The sequence below is a fragment of the Devosia sp. genome, assembly GCF_028290625.1.
In the GTDB taxonomy this organism is placed as follows: Bacteria; Pseudomonadota; Alphaproteobacteria; order Rhizobiales; family Devosiaceae; genus Devosia.
Map to the genome: position 1 here is coordinate 49,300 of NZ_JAQGJM010000008.1, position 19,713 is coordinate 69,012.

19 protein-coding genes are annotated in these 19,713 nt (G+C 59.9%); 6 read left to right on the forward strand and 13 right to left on the reverse strand.

Annotation, left to right across the window (positions count from 1 at the left end; genetic code table 11):
• Window positions 1-36: 36 nt before the first annotated feature.
• The 3 genes from JWR51_RS02425 to JWR51_RS02435 are packed head-to-tail and all read right to left on the reverse strand — an operon-like array spanning window position 37 to window position 2,374.
• Window positions 37-732 (reverse strand): CE1759 family FMN reductase, encoded by a 696-nt coding sequence (locus JWR51_RS02425; RefSeq protein ID WP_299743203.1) that lies wholly within the window; start codon window positions 730-732, stop codon window positions 37-39.
• A complete protein-coding gene (locus JWR51_RS02430; RefSeq protein ID WP_299743206.1) occupies window positions 725-1,180 on the reverse strand; it encodes a MarR family transcriptional regulator in 456 nt (151 codons plus the stop codon). The genes JWR51_RS02425 and JWR51_RS02430 overlap by 8 nt, the downstream gene beginning before the upstream one ends.
• Window positions 1,181-1,183: 3 nt before the next feature.
• The gene (locus JWR51_RS02435) at window positions 1,184-2,374 is read right to left on the reverse strand and encodes a CE1758 family FMN-dependent luciferase-like monooxygenase (protein ID WP_299743208.1); all 1,191 of its coding nucleotides are present in this window, start codon (window positions 2,372-2,374) and stop codon (window positions 1,184-1,186) included.
• 192 nt (window positions 2,375-2,566) lie between these two features.
• Between JWR51_RS02435 and JWR51_RS02440 the strand changes: the two genes are divergently transcribed.
• Complete coding sequence (locus tag JWR51_RS02440) at window positions 2,567-3,004, forward strand: hypothetical protein (protein WP_299743210.1); 438 nt, start codon at window positions 2,567-2,569, stop codon at window positions 3,002-3,004.
• 29 nt (window positions 3,005-3,033) lie between these two features.
• Here JWR51_RS02440 and JWR51_RS02445 read toward each other — a convergent pair whose 3' ends face one another.
• Window positions 3,034-3,930, reverse strand: a complete 897-nt coding sequence (locus tag JWR51_RS02445) for a LysR family transcriptional regulator (protein WP_299743213.1) — start codon at window positions 3,928-3,930, stop codon at window positions 3,034-3,036.
• A gap of 115 nt (window positions 3,931-4,045) precedes the next feature.
• Between JWR51_RS02445 and JWR51_RS02450 the strand changes: the two genes are divergently transcribed.
• Window positions 4,046-5,200, forward strand: coding sequence for an NADH-dependent flavin oxidoreductase (locus JWR51_RS02450; RefSeq protein WP_299743216.1), 1,155 nt, complete (start codon window positions 4,046-4,048; stop codon window positions 5,198-5,200).
• Window positions 5,201-5,306: 106 nt separating this feature from the next.
• On the opposite strand, the gene JWR51_RS02455 is transcribed toward JWR51_RS02450, so the two are convergent.
• The 7 genes from JWR51_RS02455 to JWR51_RS02480 all read right to left on the reverse strand — a co-directional run bounded on the left by JWR51_RS02455 (window position 5,307) and on the right by JWR51_RS02480 (window position 13,603).
• Window positions 5,307-5,633, reverse strand: a complete 327-nt coding sequence (locus tag JWR51_RS02455; protein ID WP_299743219.1) for a hypothetical protein — start codon at window positions 5,631-5,633, stop codon at window positions 5,307-5,309.
• Between the two features lie 385 nt (window positions 5,634-6,018).
• Complete coding sequence (locus JWR51_RS02460; protein ID WP_299743222.1) at window positions 6,019-7,200, reverse strand: TMEM43 family protein; 1,182 nt, start codon at window positions 7,198-7,200, stop codon at window positions 6,019-6,021.
• Window positions 7,201-7,418: 218 nt separating this feature from the next.
• Complete coding sequence (locus JWR51_RS02465; RefSeq protein WP_299743224.1) at window positions 7,419-7,835, reverse strand: hypothetical protein; 417 nt, start codon at window positions 7,833-7,835, stop codon at window positions 7,419-7,421.
• A 947-nt stretch (window positions 7,836-8,782) separates the two neighbouring features.
• Window positions 8,783-9,337, reverse strand: coding sequence for a GNAT family N-acetyltransferase (locus tag JWR51_RS24025; RefSeq protein WP_366525538.1), 555 nt, complete (start codon window positions 9,335-9,337; stop codon window positions 8,783-8,785).
• A 170-nt stretch (window positions 9,338-9,507) separates the two neighbouring features.
• A complete protein-coding gene (locus JWR51_RS02470; RefSeq protein WP_299743227.1) occupies window positions 9,508-10,020 on the reverse strand; it encodes a L,D-transpeptidase family protein in 513 nt (170 codons plus the stop codon).
• Window positions 10,021-10,438: 418 nt separating this feature from the next.
• Complete coding sequence (locus JWR51_RS02475; protein WP_299743229.1) at window positions 10,439-11,476, reverse strand: IS110 family transposase; 1,038 nt, start codon at window positions 11,474-11,476, stop codon at window positions 10,439-10,441.
• 207 nt (window positions 11,477-11,683) lie between these two features.
• Window positions 11,684-13,603, reverse strand: coding sequence for a diguanylate cyclase (locus JWR51_RS02480; RefSeq protein WP_299743232.1), 1,920 nt, complete (start codon window positions 13,601-13,603; stop codon window positions 11,684-11,686).
• 426 nt (window positions 13,604-14,029) lie between these two features.
• On the opposite strand from JWR51_RS02480, the gene JWR51_RS02485 reads away from it, so the two are divergent.
• A complete protein-coding gene (locus JWR51_RS02485) occupies window positions 14,030-15,091 on the forward strand; it encodes a PAS domain-containing sensor histidine kinase (RefSeq protein ID WP_299743235.1) in 1,062 nt (353 codons plus the stop codon).
• A 61-nt stretch (window positions 15,092-15,152) separates the two neighbouring features.
• Window positions 15,153-15,539, forward strand: coding sequence for a response regulator (locus JWR51_RS02490; RefSeq protein ID WP_299743811.1), 387 nt, complete (start codon window positions 15,153-15,155; stop codon window positions 15,537-15,539).
• 225 nt (window positions 15,540-15,764) lie between these two features.
• On the opposite strand, the gene JWR51_RS02495 is transcribed toward JWR51_RS02490, so the two are convergent.
• Complete coding sequence (locus JWR51_RS02495; protein WP_299743237.1) at window positions 15,765-16,196, reverse strand: PPC domain-containing DNA-binding protein; 432 nt, start codon at window positions 16,194-16,196, stop codon at window positions 15,765-15,767.
• Between the two features lie 150 nt (window positions 16,197-16,346).
• Window positions 16,347-16,814, reverse strand: coding sequence for a nuclear transport factor 2 family protein (locus JWR51_RS02500; protein ID WP_299743240.1), 468 nt, complete (start codon window positions 16,812-16,814; stop codon window positions 16,347-16,349).
• 148 nt (window positions 16,815-16,962) lie between these two features.
• Between JWR51_RS02500 and JWR51_RS02505 the strand changes: the two genes are divergently transcribed.
• Together JWR51_RS02505 and leuA are read left to right on the forward strand one after the other, a co-directional pair.
• Window positions 16,963-17,367, forward strand: coding sequence for a helix-turn-helix domain-containing protein (locus JWR51_RS02505; RefSeq protein WP_299743243.1), 405 nt, complete (start codon window positions 16,963-16,965; stop codon window positions 17,365-17,367).
• A 300-nt stretch (window positions 17,368-17,667) separates the two neighbouring features.
• Window positions 17,668-19,329 carry a 2-isopropylmalate synthase gene (leuA, locus tag JWR51_RS02510; RefSeq protein ID WP_299743246.1) on the forward strand — a complete coding sequence of 554 codons (1,662 nt, stop codon included), beginning with the start codon at window positions 17,668-17,670 and terminating at the stop codon, window positions 19,327-19,329.
• The last annotated feature ends 384 nt before the right edge of the window (window positions 19,330-19,713 follow it).

Here is a 19,713-nt window from a genome sequence, read left to right on the forward strand (position 1 = left end):
CGGCGACTTGGGCCGGCTGAAATTCGTCTGCATTGGTCACTTAGCGGCGCCGCCCGTAGCGAGCCGCATCAGGTCAGTGTCGAAGTCGACGATTTCACCGCCTTGGTCGGTGCGCGCGGCTTTGCTGCCAAACTGATGCTGATATTGCTCCCAGGCTTCTCCAGCGATGTCGCGGCCGACGCCGCTGCTGACAAAGGCGGCAAGTTCCCTGGCCGCTCGGGCAATCCGGCGGCTGAGCTCGGGGGCGCTCCAGTCTTCCGGGGCGGCGAAGATGGCGGTGGGAACAGGCAGTGCGCGCATGAAGGCAAACAGCGCGCGCATATGGTCGTCCAGCACCATGGCGTGGCGCGCCGAGCCGGCGGTGGCCACAAGGATCATCGGGCGGGCAATCAGCAGATCATTGTCCATCAGGTCGACGAAAGATTTGAACAGCCCACTGAGCCCAGCCTTATAGACCGGCGCTGCAGCGATCACGGCATCGGCTCCGGCCAGCTTTTCCAGCACTTCGGCAAGTTTCTCGCCCGGGAAGCCAGCGACCATCGCGCGGGCAATGTCACCGGCCAGTGGCGCCAGGTCGACGACGCTGAGACTTGTTTTGAGACCGGCGGCCTCGAACGCCTCGATGGACTTCTGCGCCACCTGGTCGGCCAAGAGGCGGGTGGTGGACGGATCGCCGACGCCGGCATTGATAACGACCAGGCGAACCGGGGTGTCGGACGGAACATTACGCATTGTTACTACCTTCAGGTTTTTTGCCGACGAGACGTAGGCAGAGGTCGCGCAGGACTGCCAACTGGGTCTCGTCAAGCTGTTCGGACAAGCGCTCGGTGACATGCCGGCCATGGGCGGCGCCGATGCGACGCTGGTGCCCCCGGCCCGCCGCCGTCAGGCGCAATACGCTGGCCCTTCCGTCCTCGGGATCGAGCGAACGCTCGATCAACCCCTTGGCCTCGAGCCGGGCCACCAGCCGGGACAGGCCGGCCTGGCTGAGCAGCACGTCGCCGACGAGCTCCGACATGCGCAGGCCCGCCGTCGCATCGGAGAGGGCATAGAGAACGCCGTATTCGTTCTCGGCCAACCCTCCCCAGATGTCGCGCGCCACGAAGTCCCGGGCGATGGTGGCCTGGGCGCGAAACAGTGCCTCCCAGGCCTCGTTGGCAAGCTTGTTCTGTCCCTTCATGGCCTAGCCCACCAGCGGGAGCTTGGCACTCACGTCCTCGGCCGTGTCCTGATAGGGGCGCGCTCCCGTCAGGTTGTCACCGCGATTGGCATTGGGCGTCGGCTGCCGGGGCGCGGCACTGCCATATTTGGCGGCGACCAGGCTTTGGTGGGTCGGTGCCTCGGCGGCACCGGCCGAGCGTCGCGCTGCCATCTCACGCCTCAGCACCGGCACCACTTCGGTGCCCAGCAGTTCGACCTGCTCCAGCGCCATGTCCAGCGGCAGGCCCATGGCGTCGACGACCCAGAGCTGGCGCTGATAGTCGCCAAAGGCTTCCTGGAAGGTCAGCGTCTTGTCGATCACTTGCTGCGGGCTGCCGACGCTCAGGGGGGTGCCCTTGGCAAAGTCCTCGAGCCCGTAGCTGTTGCCATAGAGCGGATTGCCCTCGAAGAAGGGCCGGAAGCTATCGAAGGCATCCTGCGAGTTGCGGGCGATGAAAGCCTGTCCGCCCAGCCCGACAATGGCCTGTTCTTTGGTGCCGTGCCCGTAATGGGCGAAGCGCTCTCGGTAGAAATTGACCAGCGGCACGAAATGGAAATTCGCTGCCAAGACATTGTTGGCGAAAAAACCATTGCCGTAGTAAGCGGCCTGCTCGGCAATTTCAGGCGTACGGATCGAGCCGTGCCAGACAAAGGGGGGCACGTCATCCAGAGGGCGTGGTGACGAGGTGAACCCCTGCAGCGGCGTGCGGAACTTGCCGTCCCAGTCCACCACATCCTCCCGCCACAGCTTGTGCAGGAGATTGTAGTGCTCAAGCGCCAGCGCGACCCCATTGCGGATGTCCTGGCCGAACCAGGGATAGACCGGCACGGTATTGCCGCGCCCGAGCATCAGGTCCATGCGCCCCTTCGAGACATGCTGGAGCATGGCATAGTCCTCCGCGATGCGGACAGGATCATTGGTTGTGATCAGGGTCGTCGAGGTGCTGAGGAGGATGTTCCTCGTCTGCGCCGCAATGCTCGCAAGCAGAGTCGTCGGCGAGGAGGAAAAGAAGGGGGGATTGTGATGTTCGCCAAGGGCGAAGACATCCAGTCCGACCTCGTCGGCCTTCTTGGCGATCTGGACGATGGCGTCGATCCGCGTGGCCTCGCTGGGTGTACTGCCGGTCAGCGGATTGCGGGTCACGTCGCTGACGGAGAAGATTCCGAACTGCATTGCTGCCTCCTGAGAGATCATTTGTTGCATGATATATGCGTGCGCATGCAAATATCAAGTGCGAGGCTGTTTCGTCGACCTGCTGGCGCTTCGACTGACCTTAGCGTTGAGCCCCCCAGTCAGGGCGTCGATACCGGCGGCTTCCAGACGAGCGTGAAATCAGGCACCGTGTCGAGAGCGCGGAGGATGGCCATGTTCGGTTTCGGAAACAAACGGGCTGCGGCAGTTGATGAAGCCGAGCGATACATACGGTCCATGTTCGCCGGCCTCGGTGGAGTTGAAGCCAAGCAGCTGGCCAACCAGGTGTTCGCCGACCCTTACGTGGCAGGCTTTCTGCAGGTTCTAACAGTCCATGCGGTGGCCGGGGTCTTCCACTCTCGCATGCCTGACCAAACGACGATCACCGCTATCCTGGCAGCAGCATTGGATCGAATGGGTCCCGGATATGGGGCGGTTGTGGTCAAAGGCCTGGCTGAAATCGGTAACTCGGCGCATCCCCTGCATGCGAATTATCTGAGCGGCCGCTATGACGGGTCCGAACACGTCCGGGCTCTGCTGGCCAGCGATGAGATCATCCGGAACGAGCGTTTCCGGTCCTTCCGGAACTTTGTCACCAGGCACTATCTGTAGACGGGTAGACACTCTATGCCAGAGTGCCCTTAACGGCTGCGGTGCCGAAGAACATCAATCAATGCCGCCAATGCCGGTGGCGTTTGTCGTCGGCTGGAGCGGTAGAGGTAGTAGCCCGGAAATGTCGGGCACCAGTCCTGCAGGATGGGGATCAGCCGGCCAGCAGCAACATCATAGGCGACTTCATCGACATACACATAGGCTAGGCCGTGGCCCTCAAGCGCCGACTGCCGGATCATGTCGGAATTATTAAAGCTCAGGGGCCCCTCTACCCGGACCTGGAACGGACGGCCTTGTTCCTCGAAGTCCCAAGCGTAGAAGCCGCCAGTCTTGAGCAGCCGGTAATTAATGCAGCGATGCTCGGACAGGCCGCGTGGCGTTTCGGGCGCCGCGTAGCGTGCGAAGTATGATGGAGAGCCCACCACGATCATGGGGACGTCCGGGCCAATGCGAACGGCAATCATGTCCTTTTCGACGATGTCACCAAATCTGATGCCGGCATCGATCCGCTCGGCGACGATGTCGATTAGGTTGTCGTCGACAATGATGTCGAGCCGTATATCAGGGTGACTGGCAAAAAACGCCGGCAGCCTGGGCATGACCACGGCCCGCAAGGCATGAACGGTGGCCGTGAGGCGCAATGTGCCAGAAGGGGTGCCGCTCATCGCGCCAACGGCATCGACGCTGGACGCAATCTCTTCCAGGGCGGGCTGAAGCGAGCGCAGCAGGCGCTCGCCGGCGTCGGTGGCCGATACCGACCGTGTCGTCCGCGACAGCAGACGAACGCCGAGTCTCTCCTCAAGCGACTTGATGGCATGGCTGAGCGCGGACTGAGACATGCCCAATTCGGCGGCAGCCCGCGTGAAACTGCGCTTTTCAGCGACCACAGAGAAGGCCGCCAGATCATAGAGGTCTTCGCGCTTCATTGATGCACCGCGCACATAAGCCCAAGACAACAATAGCGGCTAATCGCATATCGGGCCACAGGCTATCTATCGTCGTGCCGCCGTATGGGCGCACCAAGACGAATGTAGGTCTCAGATGAATTCAGCTCGCCAGGCGCTCTTTGCGCCTCTCACCCTCCCCAGCGGCGTTGTCATGCGCAACCGCGTCGTCATGGCGCCAATGACCACTTGGTCCGGCAATGCCGATGGAACGGTCACTGACGAAGAAGTGGCCTACTATGAAAAGCGTGTAGGTGGTGCCGGTCTGATCATTACGGGCTGTACCCAAGTGCAGGCAAACGGCATTGGCTTCACCGACGAATTCGCTTCGTTCGATGACGGTTTTATTCCAAGCCTTCGTCGCCTTGCCGATGCCGCCAAGAGCGGCGGTGCACCTGCGCTGCTGCAGATTTTTCATGCTGGCAACAAGGCAGTTGCAGAGCTCACGCCGAGCAAAGAGGTGGTGAGTGCCAGTACCGTGGGCATCGTTGGAAACGTTTTTGCGGCCGAAACCAAGCCTCGCGAATTGAGTGAAAACGAGGTCATCGACGTGATCAAGGCCTTTGGCGACGCCGTGCGGCGGGCTATCGAGGCCGGGTTCGACGGCATCGAACTGCATGGCGCCCACGGCTTCCTGATCCAGAATTTCTTCTCCCCTCACTACAACAAGCGCCAGGATCAGTGGGGCGGCTCACTTGAAAACCGCATGCGCTTTGCGCTTGCAGTCGTGGCCGAAGTCAAACGCGTCGCCGAGGCCCATGCCACACGTCCTTTTGCACTCGGCTATCGTATTTCGGTTGAAGAACCTGAAGAGGACGGTCTGCGCATTGATGACAGCCTCATTCTGATCGACCGGCTGATTGCTGCCGAAGTGGATTACGTGCATGTCTCGCTCGGTAGCGTCCTCCAGAATAAGCCGATCGGCGGCTCGGGATCCGAGACCATCATACAGGTCGTCCTCAATCACGTGGCAGGGCGCCTTCCTGTCTTTGCCGCAGGCCAGATACTGATCCCTGCACAGGCCGATACGGCGCTGGCTCTCGGCCTTGCCGCTGTTGCAGTGGGTCGCGGCCTTGTCATCAACCCCAACTGGGTCGAGCTTGCCAAAGCCGGTAGCGATACGAGCATTGCCATGGCACTTGATCCCGCCGATGTCTCGGACCTCCAAATCCCAGGCAAACTCTGGGGCATCATTCAAGCGATGACTGGTTGGTTCACACTTAAGACCGCAAACGCCGCTGCAGCAGAATAATCGAAAACGAGCCACTGCGAAGCAGACGTCACGAAGGCTCCATACCGAGGGTGGATTACCCTTCACCACATCGTCTCTCAATATCGGAAATTCCCGCAATACCGGGTCACTGCCAAGCGCACACCTTTGCCCGTTCGTTCACCCAGCAAGCGCCATCCTTGCGGAGCTCGCCGAGGCGATCATGGGCATGGGTGGCGCCTTCACCCCCATTCCAAACACCATGCGTCGGCTCGTCGTACTGGTTCACATAGATATAAGCGAACGTCTGAGGCTCGGCCTTTTCGACGACTTGGAAGCTGGCGTAGCCCTCATCGAGGGGATTAAATTCGCACGGGCCATCTGCCCAAGTCGTACCGTCCACCTCGATCAAGCATCGGGTGATATTCCGCGCCGACGTAGCGCAGGTGGTGGCCAGCAATGCTACAACGATCATTAGTAGTCGCATGGTGTTCGGCCCCTTTATTATGCCGCAATAGCTTACGGTATGGATATGGACGAAGCACTCTAGAGCTACTGGCTGGTGCACGCCGCAACGCTGAGGCTATAAGAGCACCTCGCAATTCAGCAGGGAATACAAACGCCTTTTCGGCGAGCCCCCGCGTCGTGACGCCGACCGGTGCAAATTATATCGCCGAAACTAGCCCGCACTAGGCAAGCGGTATCTCAGCCATCCTTGCTCGGTCCAAGTGACGGCCCAATCGCCAAAGGTGCGGAGCACCCCGGCGGCAGGGGCGTCTTCCGCAAGGGCCGAACCGCCAAGAACCAATATCGAAAAGATAGCGAGGTGGAGCGCGGTTCGGACCATGTCGATGTCTTTCCTAAGCGGCGGCAGCCGGGGCTGCCTTGCCCTTGGTGCGAGCCTTGCCGAGCTGGATGATGCCGAACACCAGAGCGATTCCAACGGCCACGATGATCAACGACAGCAGGGGGCGATAGAACAGCCAGGCAGTCGCGATGGTCAGCGTGCCGACGGCGAGGCCCATGATCCAGGCGATGATGCCGGTGCCAAAGCCGACGATCGAGCCGAGGAACGGAATGACGCTGGCGATGACGCTGAGCGGGCCGGTGACGAGAGCAAAGCCGGTGATAAGCAGCAACAGGCCGATGCCACGGATGATCCAGGTGATGACGTTGTTTTCATCCCCGGCCGCCTTGAACATGGCCGGTGCAGCGACGACGCCGCTATCGACGAGTTGGAGCGTATCGCCCGCCTTGGTCTGGTAGGGCGCAAAGCTATCGCCCGACTGCTGGGCGATGACGCTGATATCGCCAAGCGGGATCAGCTGATAGGCGATCTTGAGATCACCGACGCTCGGCGCGGCCGGCTGTTCGCCGGCCACGATGACGCCATCGATCAGCGATACGGGCGCACCCAGCGGGTTGGCGGCCGTCACGGCACCGAGATCGGCGCTCTTGATCGGATAATCCTTGGCGCCGCCAACGTCGTCGAGCACGCTTTCGGTCAGCGCAAAATCGCCGAGCTTGCCATCATCGATCTGGAAAATCTGGCTATCGAGCGCGGCCTGCGGGTTCTGGTGGTTGTCGGGCTGCTTGAATTCGGAGGAATCGACGCGCCCTTCCTTCCACTCTTTCGTGTAGGCGTAGGTGGTGACGGTTTCTTCCCCGCCGCCCAGCGTCGTCTGCTTCTTGGAGCTTTCCTCCTCGACCCACTGGAACATTTCGACATTGCGCACGAGGCGAATGCCCTCGGCCTGAATGCCAAAGGCGTCGTCGGTCAGCACCTGACCGGTAACGACCGGGCCTGTGACATGGATCAGCTTGCCTTCATTGGCGGGGTCAACCGGCGCATTTTCCACCAGCACCACGGCGCCTGCGCCTTCGGCCAGCGTCTTCTCGGTCTGGACGGCGCGGCCCTCGTTCCAGAACAGCAAAGCGATCATGCCGACGATGAGCGCCAGTCCGATCAGCACCCCCGCAAAGGAATTGCCGATGCGGCTGAACCAGGATTGGTGGGTTGTCGTGGTAAATGTGTCGCTCATGGTCTGCCTCCCCGAGGGCAAATAAAATGCGGGCCCGAGGCGGCCCAATACGCCTCGCCCGCAAGTGTTGATACTCGGCGTTATTCTCAAGTCCTTGCAAAATCAACGGGTCCTTGAAAAGTCCGTAAAGATTTTGCTCAAGCGGGACGGTTCGTCTTGCGCTTATTAAGCAAGCATCGGCCAGGAAAGCGAGAAGTCTCCAGTAGGCTACGGTGCAGTTACTCGTAGTCCTTAAAGACATCCACTAGCGAGTATTCATTGTCGCCACCGCTCGCAACGATGTTGTCGTATTTCCAGCCGTCCTCGTTGACCAACGTGAAATCCAACGTATTGGCTGTGTCGAAATTCTTGAAAGTTACCCGCGCTATCGCGGTGTCCCCGTCAACTTGGATCTTGCCGATGGCGAAATCGGCAATTATCCAATCCTGACCATTGATGACAGGATCAAAATCGATGGCTTCGTAGAGTGCGTTCAGCGCTTGGGAGCGGAATATCTCGCTGTTCTCCGGAATTTCGTCGCTGAGATACGGTGCGTGGAGCGCTGTGAGCATGGCCTCCGGCGTGTCAAAGCTTTGTGCCATCGCTGATCCGACAAAACCCAGCAACAGCGCCGCAACAATAGGCAAAAGACGCATTCTCATCTCCAGGTGAGCTCGCTGAACGTGGGGCGGCGTGACTAACATTGCATGGGCGCACGCCACGCCGACCATGCCGTGTTATATGGAAGCGCGAGAGGTGTACATGGCGGCCGACACGCCAATCTTAAGGTCCCAACCGAGGATGCTCACATCGGCGACGGCTTCAAAGCCGTGCCGCATCTGCCGGCTTAAATTACCGTCACCTCCATCTAGGTGGCTACAGTCAAGCGGCCGCTTTTGGGAAGTCGGAAAAGCCGGCGAGATGGCCAGAATGGGACGCGCTCCTGTCCGGCCGCTTCCGATCCCATTTCAGACGTTCGCGTCATTGGTCCAACTTCATCAAAGCAGACGTAACGGTGCCGCATACGAGACGGTCCCGGGCCAACGTCAGAACTTTGGCCACATCGCAATCATGATTATGAAAGTTGCGAGATAAGGCACGCCTAGGGGAAACGTCAGCCAGAGCCTACCCGCATTTCTGCTGCCGTGGCCATTCGCAACGATAACCGCGACTAGCCAGCACAAGCTGGCAACCAGAGATATGAGAGGCGTACTTTCTCTTGAAATGGGAAGCAGAGTGTACCCAACCCTCGTGCTGAAGAACGGTATCCAGACTAACATTATCTGAAATGCGCAGATTGCCAGAACTATGACCTTCGCCGAAGTCAGAACGCGCTGTCTCGTCATCGAAAACACCTAACGATTGTCGCGGGATAACCATTCATTGTTGAGCGACGACGCATGGTAGAAGAGGTGATGGGCGGACGCAGATCGACTTGTGGCGCATCCCCGGCGGGGGCCTAGAGAATACGGTGGCGGTAGTAAAGAGATCGCCCTCCGCGTGCCGCAGTTCCCATCGTGGAATGTCTGCGTGGCTGCCCAAAAGCGGACCGACCGCTATCCACCCCTTTCAGAGGCCGACGGAGCCATTTCCGAACAATGATTCACGCGGGGTGCCTCATAGTAAGGCAAACGGCTTGGACGTGCGGCATGATCTCGGTTGCCTCTTCCCCAACCGTTTGAAACTCCAATTTCCGATAGAAGTTCACAGCTTGGTTGCTGGACCGCACAACTCGAACTTCGACGGGTTGTCCTCGTGCGGCTTCCTGAACGCTTCGGTAGAGTAAAGTGCCAGCACCGGAACGCTGATATCGCGGCATCACGTACATGCCCCAAAGGTAGACCACGGATCGACCGACAGAATGGATAGCGGTCCCCACAACTTCGTTCCCGTCCAGAAGGCACAAACCTTTTGCGCCTATCTCCGGAAGAAGGCTTGCGGTTCCGTGCCGATCCAGATCGTCAAGCATGACTTCGACGGCACGTGCGCCGAGCGTGGCAGTATAAGTCGCTGGCCACGTTTCCCGCCATACTGCGATCAGGCTAACCGCGTCGTCCCGAGTGGCGCTCCTGACGCGAAACATTCGGCCGTTAGTCCTCACAATGCGCGCTGATGTCCGCTTATAATCTTGCCCGAAAGCCGCCAGTCCGCCAACCACCCCAAACTAGTCGCTGCTCCACCCGGACGGCAATGGCCGCTTATAGGAAATCGCAGACGTCGTTTGAACGGCTGAAATGGGGCGCAGACCCGCCTCATTCGCATGATTTCGTAGAAGGCTCAAGTTGAGCGCGCCGTGCAGGTTGGCGCGATTGATGATCCCAGCGCTGTTCACTCGCCCTGAAAGCAAAGGCGCGTTCCCGGCGCGGCCATGACGAGGAATTCCAGCAGATCGTCGTGTGTCATTGAAGCGCAGCCCGCCGTCGAGCCGTAGCCGGGGCTAGCGACATGCAGAAAGATGGCGCTGCCGCCGCCCGGAATGATCGGATTGTCGTTATGGCCCAGCACCACGACGATGTCGTAGCGGTCGTCCTGACGCCATAATTCCTCGCGACTAGCGGCAAACGGCAGTCGTACCGGGCGATTGTAATCCGGATGTTCCGGCGCGTCGCACCAGCCGTCCTGCGGATCAATCGCCGCGGTTGTGAACACCGAGTGGGGTGGCGCGCCGAGCTTGTCGGCGCGATAGAGCACTCTCCGGATCGGCCAGCAGCCTGCGGGGCTGACCCCATCGCCCTCGGCCTTGTCACGCTGGATACCGTTGTAGCCAACCCCTGCGCGCCAGGTCTTACCGTCGTAACTCGCCTCCCACCCGCCTCCGATGCGCTGCACGATCAGGTCCAACGGCGCCTCCCTCCAGCAGACGACGGTATGATACTGTAAGATATCATTGCATTACTCCTTCGGCCAAAGCGATTATTGCAACGTCCACTCCGCATTTGCCATCTTGCCTGCGGCAGGTCGATGTCTTCTGTGGATGGCCCCCGCATTGCAAGAGGTATTTCGACGTTGGCGCGTTGGTCGGGTGCAGTCTTGTGTCCGGCCTGTTGATGCAGCCATTGGAGACTGCTGGCCCTGATGGGGTCGGCGAACAAGGTCCCAATCTGCTTTGCAGGCTATGATGCCTCCGACATCCGACGGGTTGTCCCTGTTTCCGGCCTGACCGGTTTCGCCATCACATCGCTTCGCTCTCACAACCTCAGGGAGCCGGCCGACCGGCTCGAACTGGATTTTGCTTCAAGGTTTCATCTCCGTCGCGACTTTAGGCTGCAAGGATCGGGGCATGGCGGGCCTGATATGTCTCCCCGCGAGCCATGATCGCCCAGACCACGCGGGCCATTTTGTTGGCCATGGCTACACTCGCCACGCGGGCTGGTTTGCGGGCCAGCAGGGCAAGGAGGCGCGGATCGGCCGTCTCGGGTTTGTGCCGCGCTCGGCGGATCAGCGAGGTGGCGCCAATCACCAGAAGCTTTCTCAGATACCGGTCACCCATCTTGGTGATGCGGCCCAGCCGGTCCTTACCACCACTGGAGTTTTGCGAGGGTGTGAGCCCCAGCCAGGCGGCAAACTCACGACCCGAACGGAACTGGCTTGGATCAGCGACCGATGCCGCCAGTGCTGTTGCACCGACCGGGCCAATGCCAGGAATAGTCGATAGACGCCGTGCCACCTCGTCAGTTCTTTGCAGCGCAAGGATCGAACGGTCTATCATCTGGACCCTGACGTGCGTATCGAGGACCTGTCCACACAACATACCCAGAATCTGCATCGCCATCGGCGGCACATCGAGCGTCGTTTCCTTCGCGGCGATCTGGCGTGCCAGCCCAAGCGCCCGCAACAAACCTTCAGGGATGTCGATACCGAACTCGGCCAGCAGGCCTCGGATCATGTTGACCAGTTGCGTGCGCTGCTTGACCAGGAGATTACGCGAACGATGAAGGGACAATGCCGCCTGCTGCTCGGCAGACTTCATCGCCAGGAACCGCATGGTGGGGCGGGTCACCGCTTCGCAGATCGCTTCCGCGTCCACCGCATCGTTCTTGCCGCGCTTCACATAGGGCTTCACATAGGCTGGCGGCATCATGCGAACCTCATGGCCCAGCTTGGTCAGCTCCCGAGCCCAATGGTGCGATGTCCCGCACGCTTCCATGCCGATCAGACAGGGTGGCAACTTGGTGAAGAACGGCAGAACTTGTGATCGCCGCAGCGCTTTGCGCACGACGACGCCCCCTGACGCGTCAACGGCATGAACTTGAAAAACACGCTTGGCCAGATCAAGGCCCACGGTGGTAATCTGCATGGCGGATGGCTCCTTCGCTCGGGTTGCCTGATAGCAAGCCCACTTTGGCACTCAGATGCCGGGAGCGGGAGCCATCCACCTCATCTGCTTTTGGGAACTGACTTCAGATACGTGAATGGCTGGAACGGGGCGCAGGACGGCCACTCGGCTGTCCGCTTCAGGGAACGACTGCTGCCGCCTCCACGTCGGGAATGGGCCACGTCGTCGTCACAAGCGGCAGCGGACCGGTGGCTTGGGTCGGGCCATTTCCACGGCTTCGGGATGTATGCGACCATTCACCTGGTCGCGGCCCGCCGCCTTGGCGCCATACAGCGCCTGGTCTGCCCTGGATATCAGGTCGATCGCAGTCCGCTGGTGCTGGCCCTCACAATACGAGGCGACCCCGATGCTGACCGTGACGCGACCTTTCTCGCTGGCCCCATGAGGCAAGTTCTCATCGCGAAGGCGTTTAGCGATCGTCAGCGCAATGTGGTAGGCGCCGTCCTCGTCGGTATCGGGCAACACGACGGCGAACTCCTCCCCGCCATAACGGGCAGCCAGGTCCATGGGGCGATTGACTGCCTCCTTCATGCAACGCCCAACTGTTCGGAGACATTCGTCTCCCGCCGGGTGTCCATAGGCGTCATTGTAGGCCTTGAACTTGTCGACGTCGATCATGAGGAGGCTGAGCGGCGTGCCGCTGCGGTCGGTCCGGGCGATTTCCCTTGAAAGGACGCTGTCGAAGGTTCGCCGGTTGGGCAGGTCGGTCAGCGCGTCCACCTCGGACAGGTGCTGGAGTTTCTCTGTCGTCGATCGCAGATCAAGTTCCATGCCCTTGGCGTCTGAGATGTCCGAGACGATGACGATGGCAGTTTCCTCGAGCGTCGGACGGGTGCGCAGGTTGAGCCAGCGTCCGTCGAACATTTGTATCTGTTCGTTCCCGCCGTCCTTGAGAGCATCCATCGCCGCGTCGGACCATGCCCTGCGATCATCGGGCAATCCCAGCTGCTCGCCAGTGTCCTGAACTGCCTGCAGGATATCCCTCAGGTCCATGCCCGGCCGGCGGACAGCCTTGGTCAGCGGAAACAGGTCGCGATAGCGGTCGTTCAGAAACATCAGCGTTCCCTCCTTGTGGAAGAGGGCTATGCCGTCAGCCATTTCGGTCATCACGTAGCTCAGCCGGTTGCGGCTTTCCCGGAGGTCAGCCGCGATCTGCTTGTCGCGGGTTATGTCCCTGGTCACGCCCGCGATGCCGATCACCTCGCCCTCATGACTAATGAGGGCCGTCTTGGACGTCGAATACCACCGGTCCTCACCGTTCGCGTCCGTCACCATCTCCTCGACATCGGTGATGGAGCGACGGTTTTCCATGCTGTCCTGTTCGGCGGCGTAAAGCTGGCGAGCGCGCTCGGCGTCGGTGATGTCGAAATCGGTCAACCCGACCATCTCACCCGGTTCGTCGAAGCCGTTGAAGGTCGCTGTCGTAGTGTTGACCGCCACAAACTGGCTCTTGCGGTTCTTGACGTAAGCGAAGTCAGGAGTCTGGACGAATGCTGTTGTGATGATCTCCCTCTCAGAGGCCTCTTTGCTGGCCGCCACGATGAAGTATCCGGCCACGAGCGTAGCGGCGAAGCTGAGCAGACACACCGGCATGGCCACAGTCTGCCATGCGCTTTGGCTCGCAATGTCGGGGATGAGCTGGAGGCTGAGAAGCGTGAATCCCGCGATGCCGCATGACAGCAGGACGACGCCCCAAAGCCTGACGGCTTTTCCCCGGAACCAAAAATGACCCGCCAGTCCCATGAGGGCACTCGCGGCCAGCGCCATGCTGCCGGCCAAGGCCCCCTGGCCACCCAAGTAGAGGCGAAAGAGAAGGGGAGGCAGCAGGCTGAGAACCGCGGCAGTCGGCCCGCCGAACAGCGCGGCCGTTCCGACCAATGAGGATCTCAAGTCAAAATAGACACCGGGGCGTATCTCGATTGAGAGAAGCATGGTCGCAACGGCGCCGATGCCCAGAAGACCGCCGAAGATGACTGTCTTGATCGGCAACAGTCTGTCGCCCAGATGGCGTTTCACATGCACCCACAGCGAAATAGTCAGAGCGCTGACGGCAAGATTGCCGATAAGCGAATGCCAGATCAAGTCCATTGGGGTCTCCTCCCCCATAGGTGGGCCTGGAGACTGACGATGGAGTTAATAATTGGAACAAAGTGATCGACGCGACGATTGCGAGCGGGCCGAAGTCACACGCCGGCAGGACAGTCGCCTCGGAATCGAAACTAACCATTCGCCATTCTTGACAGTTTGCGCGTTGTCGATGCCCCAGCAGGGACAGGCTGCCGCGATAAGCAGCTTGGCTGAAAGTAATGCGATCGGCCGATTAGCTTTGGACGCCTCTAATACGAAGAAAGCTGACCATTCCTGTCGATTTCAAGACGCGTTGTTGCCGGCTAAGGCTCATTCGCAACCATTTTGTGGCGGAGGCGTTTCGGTCAGGGCCCCAAGTAAATTGTGATACTTAGCTCGCCGTATATGGCTTTCGCTTTGCGAGCCTCCGGCACCGGAGGCCCATTCATGGTTGCCCCAATAAATCTGCATCCCGAAGCTGCCCTGAGCCTGACGCTGGCTGTCATATCGTCATCCAGCACACCGCTCTTGCTCCTCAACGAGGAATTGCGGGTGGTCGCCGCGAGTGCGTCGTTTTGCAGGGACTTTGGAATCGATCCAGCAAGTATTTCCGGACAGGAACTGGCCAAGGTCGGCGCTGGTGAGTGGGCGGCACCTCAGCTCATGTCCCTGCTGGAAGCAACCGCGTCCGGCGCGGCCGAGATAGAAGCCTATGAGATGGACCTAAATCGACAGGGCGAGCCAGTCTGTCATTTGGTCATCCGCGCCCACAAGCTCGACTACTCCGACAAAAATCAAGTTCTCTTAGTGATGGCTGTCGCGGATATGACGCAGGCTCATGCGGACGAGAAGTTCAAAGACGACTTGGTGAGGCAGAAGGACATTCTCCTGCGTGAGGTCCAGCACCGCGTCGCCAACAGCCTACAGATTATCGCCAGTGTGTTGATGCAAAGCGCCCGTAAGGTTCAATCAGAAGAGACACGCGGTCACCTGCATGACGCCCACCATCGGGTGATGTCGATTGCAGCGGTTCAGAAGCAGCTCGCGGCATCCACCCTTGGCGAAGTTGAGCTGGCACCATACTTGGTTCAGCTCTGCAAGAGCCTGAGCGCATCAATGGTTCATGACCACAAGCAGCTCTCGATTGAGGTCGAGGTAGACGAAAGCGTTATCGACGCCGACGTTTCCGTAAGCCTCGGTCTTATCGTCACCGAGCTGGTTATCAACGCGCTCAAACATGCTTTTCCGGATCATCGGCATGGGACAATCAACGTCGCCTACCACTCACAGGGACCGAACTGGACCTTGTCGGTAAGCGACGATGGAATGGGGATGCCGGAGAACATGGAAGACGCCAAGCCAGGACTCGGGACTAACATTGTCGAAGCCCTCGCGAAACGGCTCGAGGCCAAGGTGGCGATCTCAAACGAAAGACCAGGGACGGCCGTTTCAGTTGCTCACCGCCAAATATCGGTCGTCGATGCTGATGTGGTTCTCGAAACCGCTTAACTCGTTTTCGGAAGACGATCCAATGCTTGCGCAAAGATTTTCAGCAAAGCTCGAAAATGCAATGTCCCCCAGTAGACCCGTCGTTCTTGTCGTCGAAGACCACGTGCTCATTCGACAAGGTGCTTTGGACATCGTGAACTCGGCGGGTTTCGAAGCTCTGGAGGCGCAGAGCGCGGACGCGGCGATCATGATCCTGGAGTCGCGCACAGACATCCGTCTGGTGTTCACCGATGTCGAGATGCCGGGCACCATGGATGGCCTGAAACTGGTGCATTATATTCGTGACCGGTGGCCACCGGTTCATCTAATTGTAGCCTCGGGAAAAGCCATTCTGGCGGAAAGCCAGCTTCCAGCAGGGGCAAAGTTCTTTTTCAAGCCGTACGACGAAACCAGCATCATTGAGATGATGACCAAAATGCTGGCGGAGCCACCCAGACCTCAGCATTGACAGAAAGCTCCTCTCTGGGCTGGGCAGCCATTAGATATTGCATATCGCCGCTGCGCGCTTTTGGCCTAACGGCCCCTGCCGCTGCCTCTACCTTCGGTTGCAGCGATGCGCCTTGCCGCGCTCAGTGAAGTGACAGACGTGCGCCGTCCGCTATCGACGAGCGCTTGGGAGTCACTTAGGGCCGGTAGCGCCTTGGTCCCCCAGCGACCAGACGAACGCTGCCGTTCACAGTTGGAGCACGTTCGCGCCGATTGTGGGATCAACGATCCGTTCAAGGCGGGTCGGGTGCACGGTGACGCTGATCTCCACAGAGCCGCGTCCCACCTCGAGCGCCAGCAAGTGACCGCCGAAGGTGCGAAAGCTGTCGTCGCCGGCAACACCATGAGCGTGGATTGCCGGCATGCCGCCCTTCCACGCCAAAGTCCCGGTTAAGTTGGTCAACTCGAGGTCTTCCATCGTTTTCGGCCGATACTGCTTTTTATCGAAATCGAAGAAGCCGAAAGTCGCTTTGTGGACGAAGCCGAAGCCAGCAATTGTCGCTGAGGGGATCGCCTCGTCCCTCATCAGACTCTCAAGCCTGACGAAGACGTCGTCACCCTGGCGCAGCACCATGAGAAAACCTGTGGGCGTCGCGATGTAGCGCTTGTGCTCTGGCATTTCACGGCCTCAACGGGTTGTTGAGCGGGCAACGGGCTCTGTTGCGGGCCGGCAATTGCGTCTACCAAATAGATGGTCTCTTTCTGGCGCAGTACCAAGTGATCGTCACCGAGCTGGATCAGGGAAGGCGGGGGAGCCCCAGTCGCGGGTTCAGTCCTGTTGAGCCGGCGCTCCGTCCATCCAGCTGAGATGCTGAGTCAGCCGTTCGATTTTCCAGCCATCCGCGGTGCGGACCATTTCGTTGGTGTAGGCGCCGTGCATCAGGAAGACATCGCCTGCGGCAGCGCCGGGTTGGTAGTGCTGGGCATACATATAGGACTGGCAGGTCGCCCGGTTCGCATCGCTATCGCTGAAGGTGATGATGTGATTGGGGCTGAGATGCTGGCGTGCGGCATAGGTGCTGAGGCCGGTTTTGGCGAAGGACACGAAGGTGTCGCGATCGAAATCGCTCGCTGGCAGGCCGGCCGCGGAAAAATCGACATGGACCGTATCGGTGAAGCAATCGCGGAACATCGTCCAATCCGCCCGATCGATGGCGACCGCATATTTGATGACGCGCTCACTGATGGCAACGCGGTCTTCCAATTGCTGCAGGCGCTGGGCGATATCGTTCAGCATGGTGTTTTTCTCCGGGCAAAGGCGTGCGGAAATAATTCACGCACTGTTTGTTCGTCAGTATATGTTGGTAACTAGACGACCCTGCAAGAACGCATGAAATAGTGCGTCACGATCAGCCATGATCGTATTGAAGCCGGAGGAGGCGCGATTGGCAGCTGTGCTTGGCGAGACGAGGGGCGATGTCCCCGCCCAGGAATGCCGCGCGCTGGGCAATGTTATCAGCCGCATCGGGGACAAATGGACGGTGATGGTGGTCGGGCATCTATCGACCGGTTCGCTGCGGTTCAACGACTTGATGCGGGTGATCCCCGGCATTTCCCATCGCATGCTGACCATCACCCTGCGCGGCCTCGAACGCGATGGCCTCGTCAACCGCACCGCCTTCGCCACCACCCCGCCAAGGGTCGATTACGAGCTGACCGAACTCGGCCAATCCCTGACCGTTCCCCTCTCGATCCTCGCTGGCTGGGCCAGCGCCAAGCGGACGATCATCGAGGACGCACAGCAGCGATTTGACCAAGGGCGGGATGCGGCTGCAGACGGTCGGTCGTAGGCAGGCCGTGAAGCATCGCGGTACCGCAGTGAGTTGACGCGCGGGGGTGCGGCCGTTACCCTCTAGCCGTAATGAGCAAAATTCTGGGCCAACTACGACTTAGCAACCCGGCGCGCTGACCGCGCCGGTCGTTTTGTTGGTCTCTCGTTCCCGGAAAGCTCGTTTCTCCCATGTTCCCTCTCAATTGCCGTCATTGGTCACTCCTGCCCGGGTTTCTTGCGCGACTTAGTACCGGCCGCTGCCAATAGCAGCCGCCAGTTACTGACGTCCCGCGTTCCACTCGCCTCAGGAGTTCCTGCCATGGCAACCATGCCGATTCACAAGTATCGTTCCTATCAGCCTATCCAATTATCCGACCGCGCCTGGCCATCCCGTGTGATCGAGCGTGCACCCACCTGGTGCAGCGTCGATCTGCGCGACGGCAACCAGGCACTGGTCGAGCCCATGGGTGCCGAGCGCAAGCGCCGCATGTTCGACCTTCTGGTCCGCCTCGGCTTCAAGGAGATCGAAGTTGGCTTTCCGGCCGCGTCCCAGACGGATTTCGATTTCCTGCGCGAACTGATCGAGGGCGATCTCGTGCCCGAGGATGTCACCATCCAAGTGCTGACGCAGTCTCGCCCCGAGCTGATCCGACGAACCTTCGATGCCATCGAGGGGTCGCCACGCGCGATCGTGCATCTCTACAATTCCACCTCCGAGCTCCAACGCCGCGTCGTGTTCAAGCAGGATCGCGCTGGGATCGTCGACCTAGCGGTGACGGGTGCCAAGCTGATCGGCGAGCTGGCATCCAAGGTGCGCGATACTGAGATCATCCATGAATATTCACCCGAAAGCTTCACCGGTACCGAGCTCGATTTCGCGGTCGATATCTGCGAGGCCGTGCTCGAAGTCTGGGAACCGACGCCCGAAAAGAAGGCGATCCTGAACCTGCCGGCGACAGTCGAGATGGCTACGCCCAATGTCTATGCGGACCAGATCGAATGGTTCGGTCGCCACATCACCGGCCGAGACCGGTTCGTGCTGTCGGTGCATCCGCACAACGATCGCGGAACCGGGGTCGCCGCAGCCGAACTCGCTGTCCTGGCGGGCGCCGAGCGGGTCGAGGGCACCTTGTTCGGCAATGGCGAGCGCACCGGCAATGTCGATCTTTTGACGCTAGCGTTGAATCTCTACAGCCAAGGTGTTGATCCCGAGCTGACCATCTCCGACATCGGTGCGATCGTCGAGACGGTCGAGTATTGCAACCGGCTGCCGGTGCATCCCCGTCATCCCTATGCTGGCGAACTGGTCTTCACGGCATTCTCGGGCTCGCACCAGGACGCGATAAAAAAGGGCTTCGAGGCGTTGGCCAAGCGGAACGACGAGCTCTGGGAAGTGCCATATCTCCCAATTGATCCCAAGGACATCGGCCGTACTTATGAAGCAGTCATTCGCGTCAACAGCCAGTCGGGGAAGGGTGGCATTGCCTATTTGCTGAACGCAGACCACGGTCTTGAGCTGCCGCGCGCACTTCAGGTCGAATTCAGCCGCATTGTCCAGGAATGGACCGATCGCACGGGTAAGGAAGCCAGTTCCCAGGAGATCTGGACTATGTTTTGCCAAACCTATCTCAGCGAGGGCGCGATCGATCTTGTCGAATACCGCTCTTTACCCGACGCCCATGGGCGTTCGCTCAATGCGACGATTGCAGATCGCGGCGACGAGCGCGTCATCGAAGGCCATGGCAGCGGTCCGCTCGATGCCTTCGTCGACGCACTACGGTGCGCCGGTATCGCCGATATCGCCGTGCTCTCCTATCACGAGCACGCGCTGGGTGCAGGATCCGATGCGCAGGCAGCCGCCTATGTCGAAGCCGGGCTCCCGGATGGCAGGACGATTTTTGGCGTTGGAATAGATCGGAATATCGTCAGCGCTTCGCTCCGAGCCATCACCAGCATTGCCGGACGTGCGGGCCGGGCATGACACGGCGGCCTCCCCGCGCGGCCGACTTTTGATGAGGCGGCCGCTTCGACAGTTCATTTTGGCAATTGAAGGGCATTAGCCAACCGGTTTGTATGACCGCTTTTCGCTTCAAGAAGCCCGAAGGGGTCAGCCTGCTCTCGGCCGCGTTCCGGATATCGCCGAGTACTGCAGTGACGATCTCGGCGCGAAACGGATTCGCATGATATCTGGTATGGAACGGCGGGCCGTCTGCCGACTGACGACTCCTGAGGGCCGAAGGCGGATAGCTGCTGTTCAACCAGCTCGATAATTGACGACCACTTGACCTCATTTCGGACATAGGCACTTTTCATTCGAAACGTCTGCTTCGAGCGGTGCGCTCACCTGTTGAGCCCACCGCCCTTT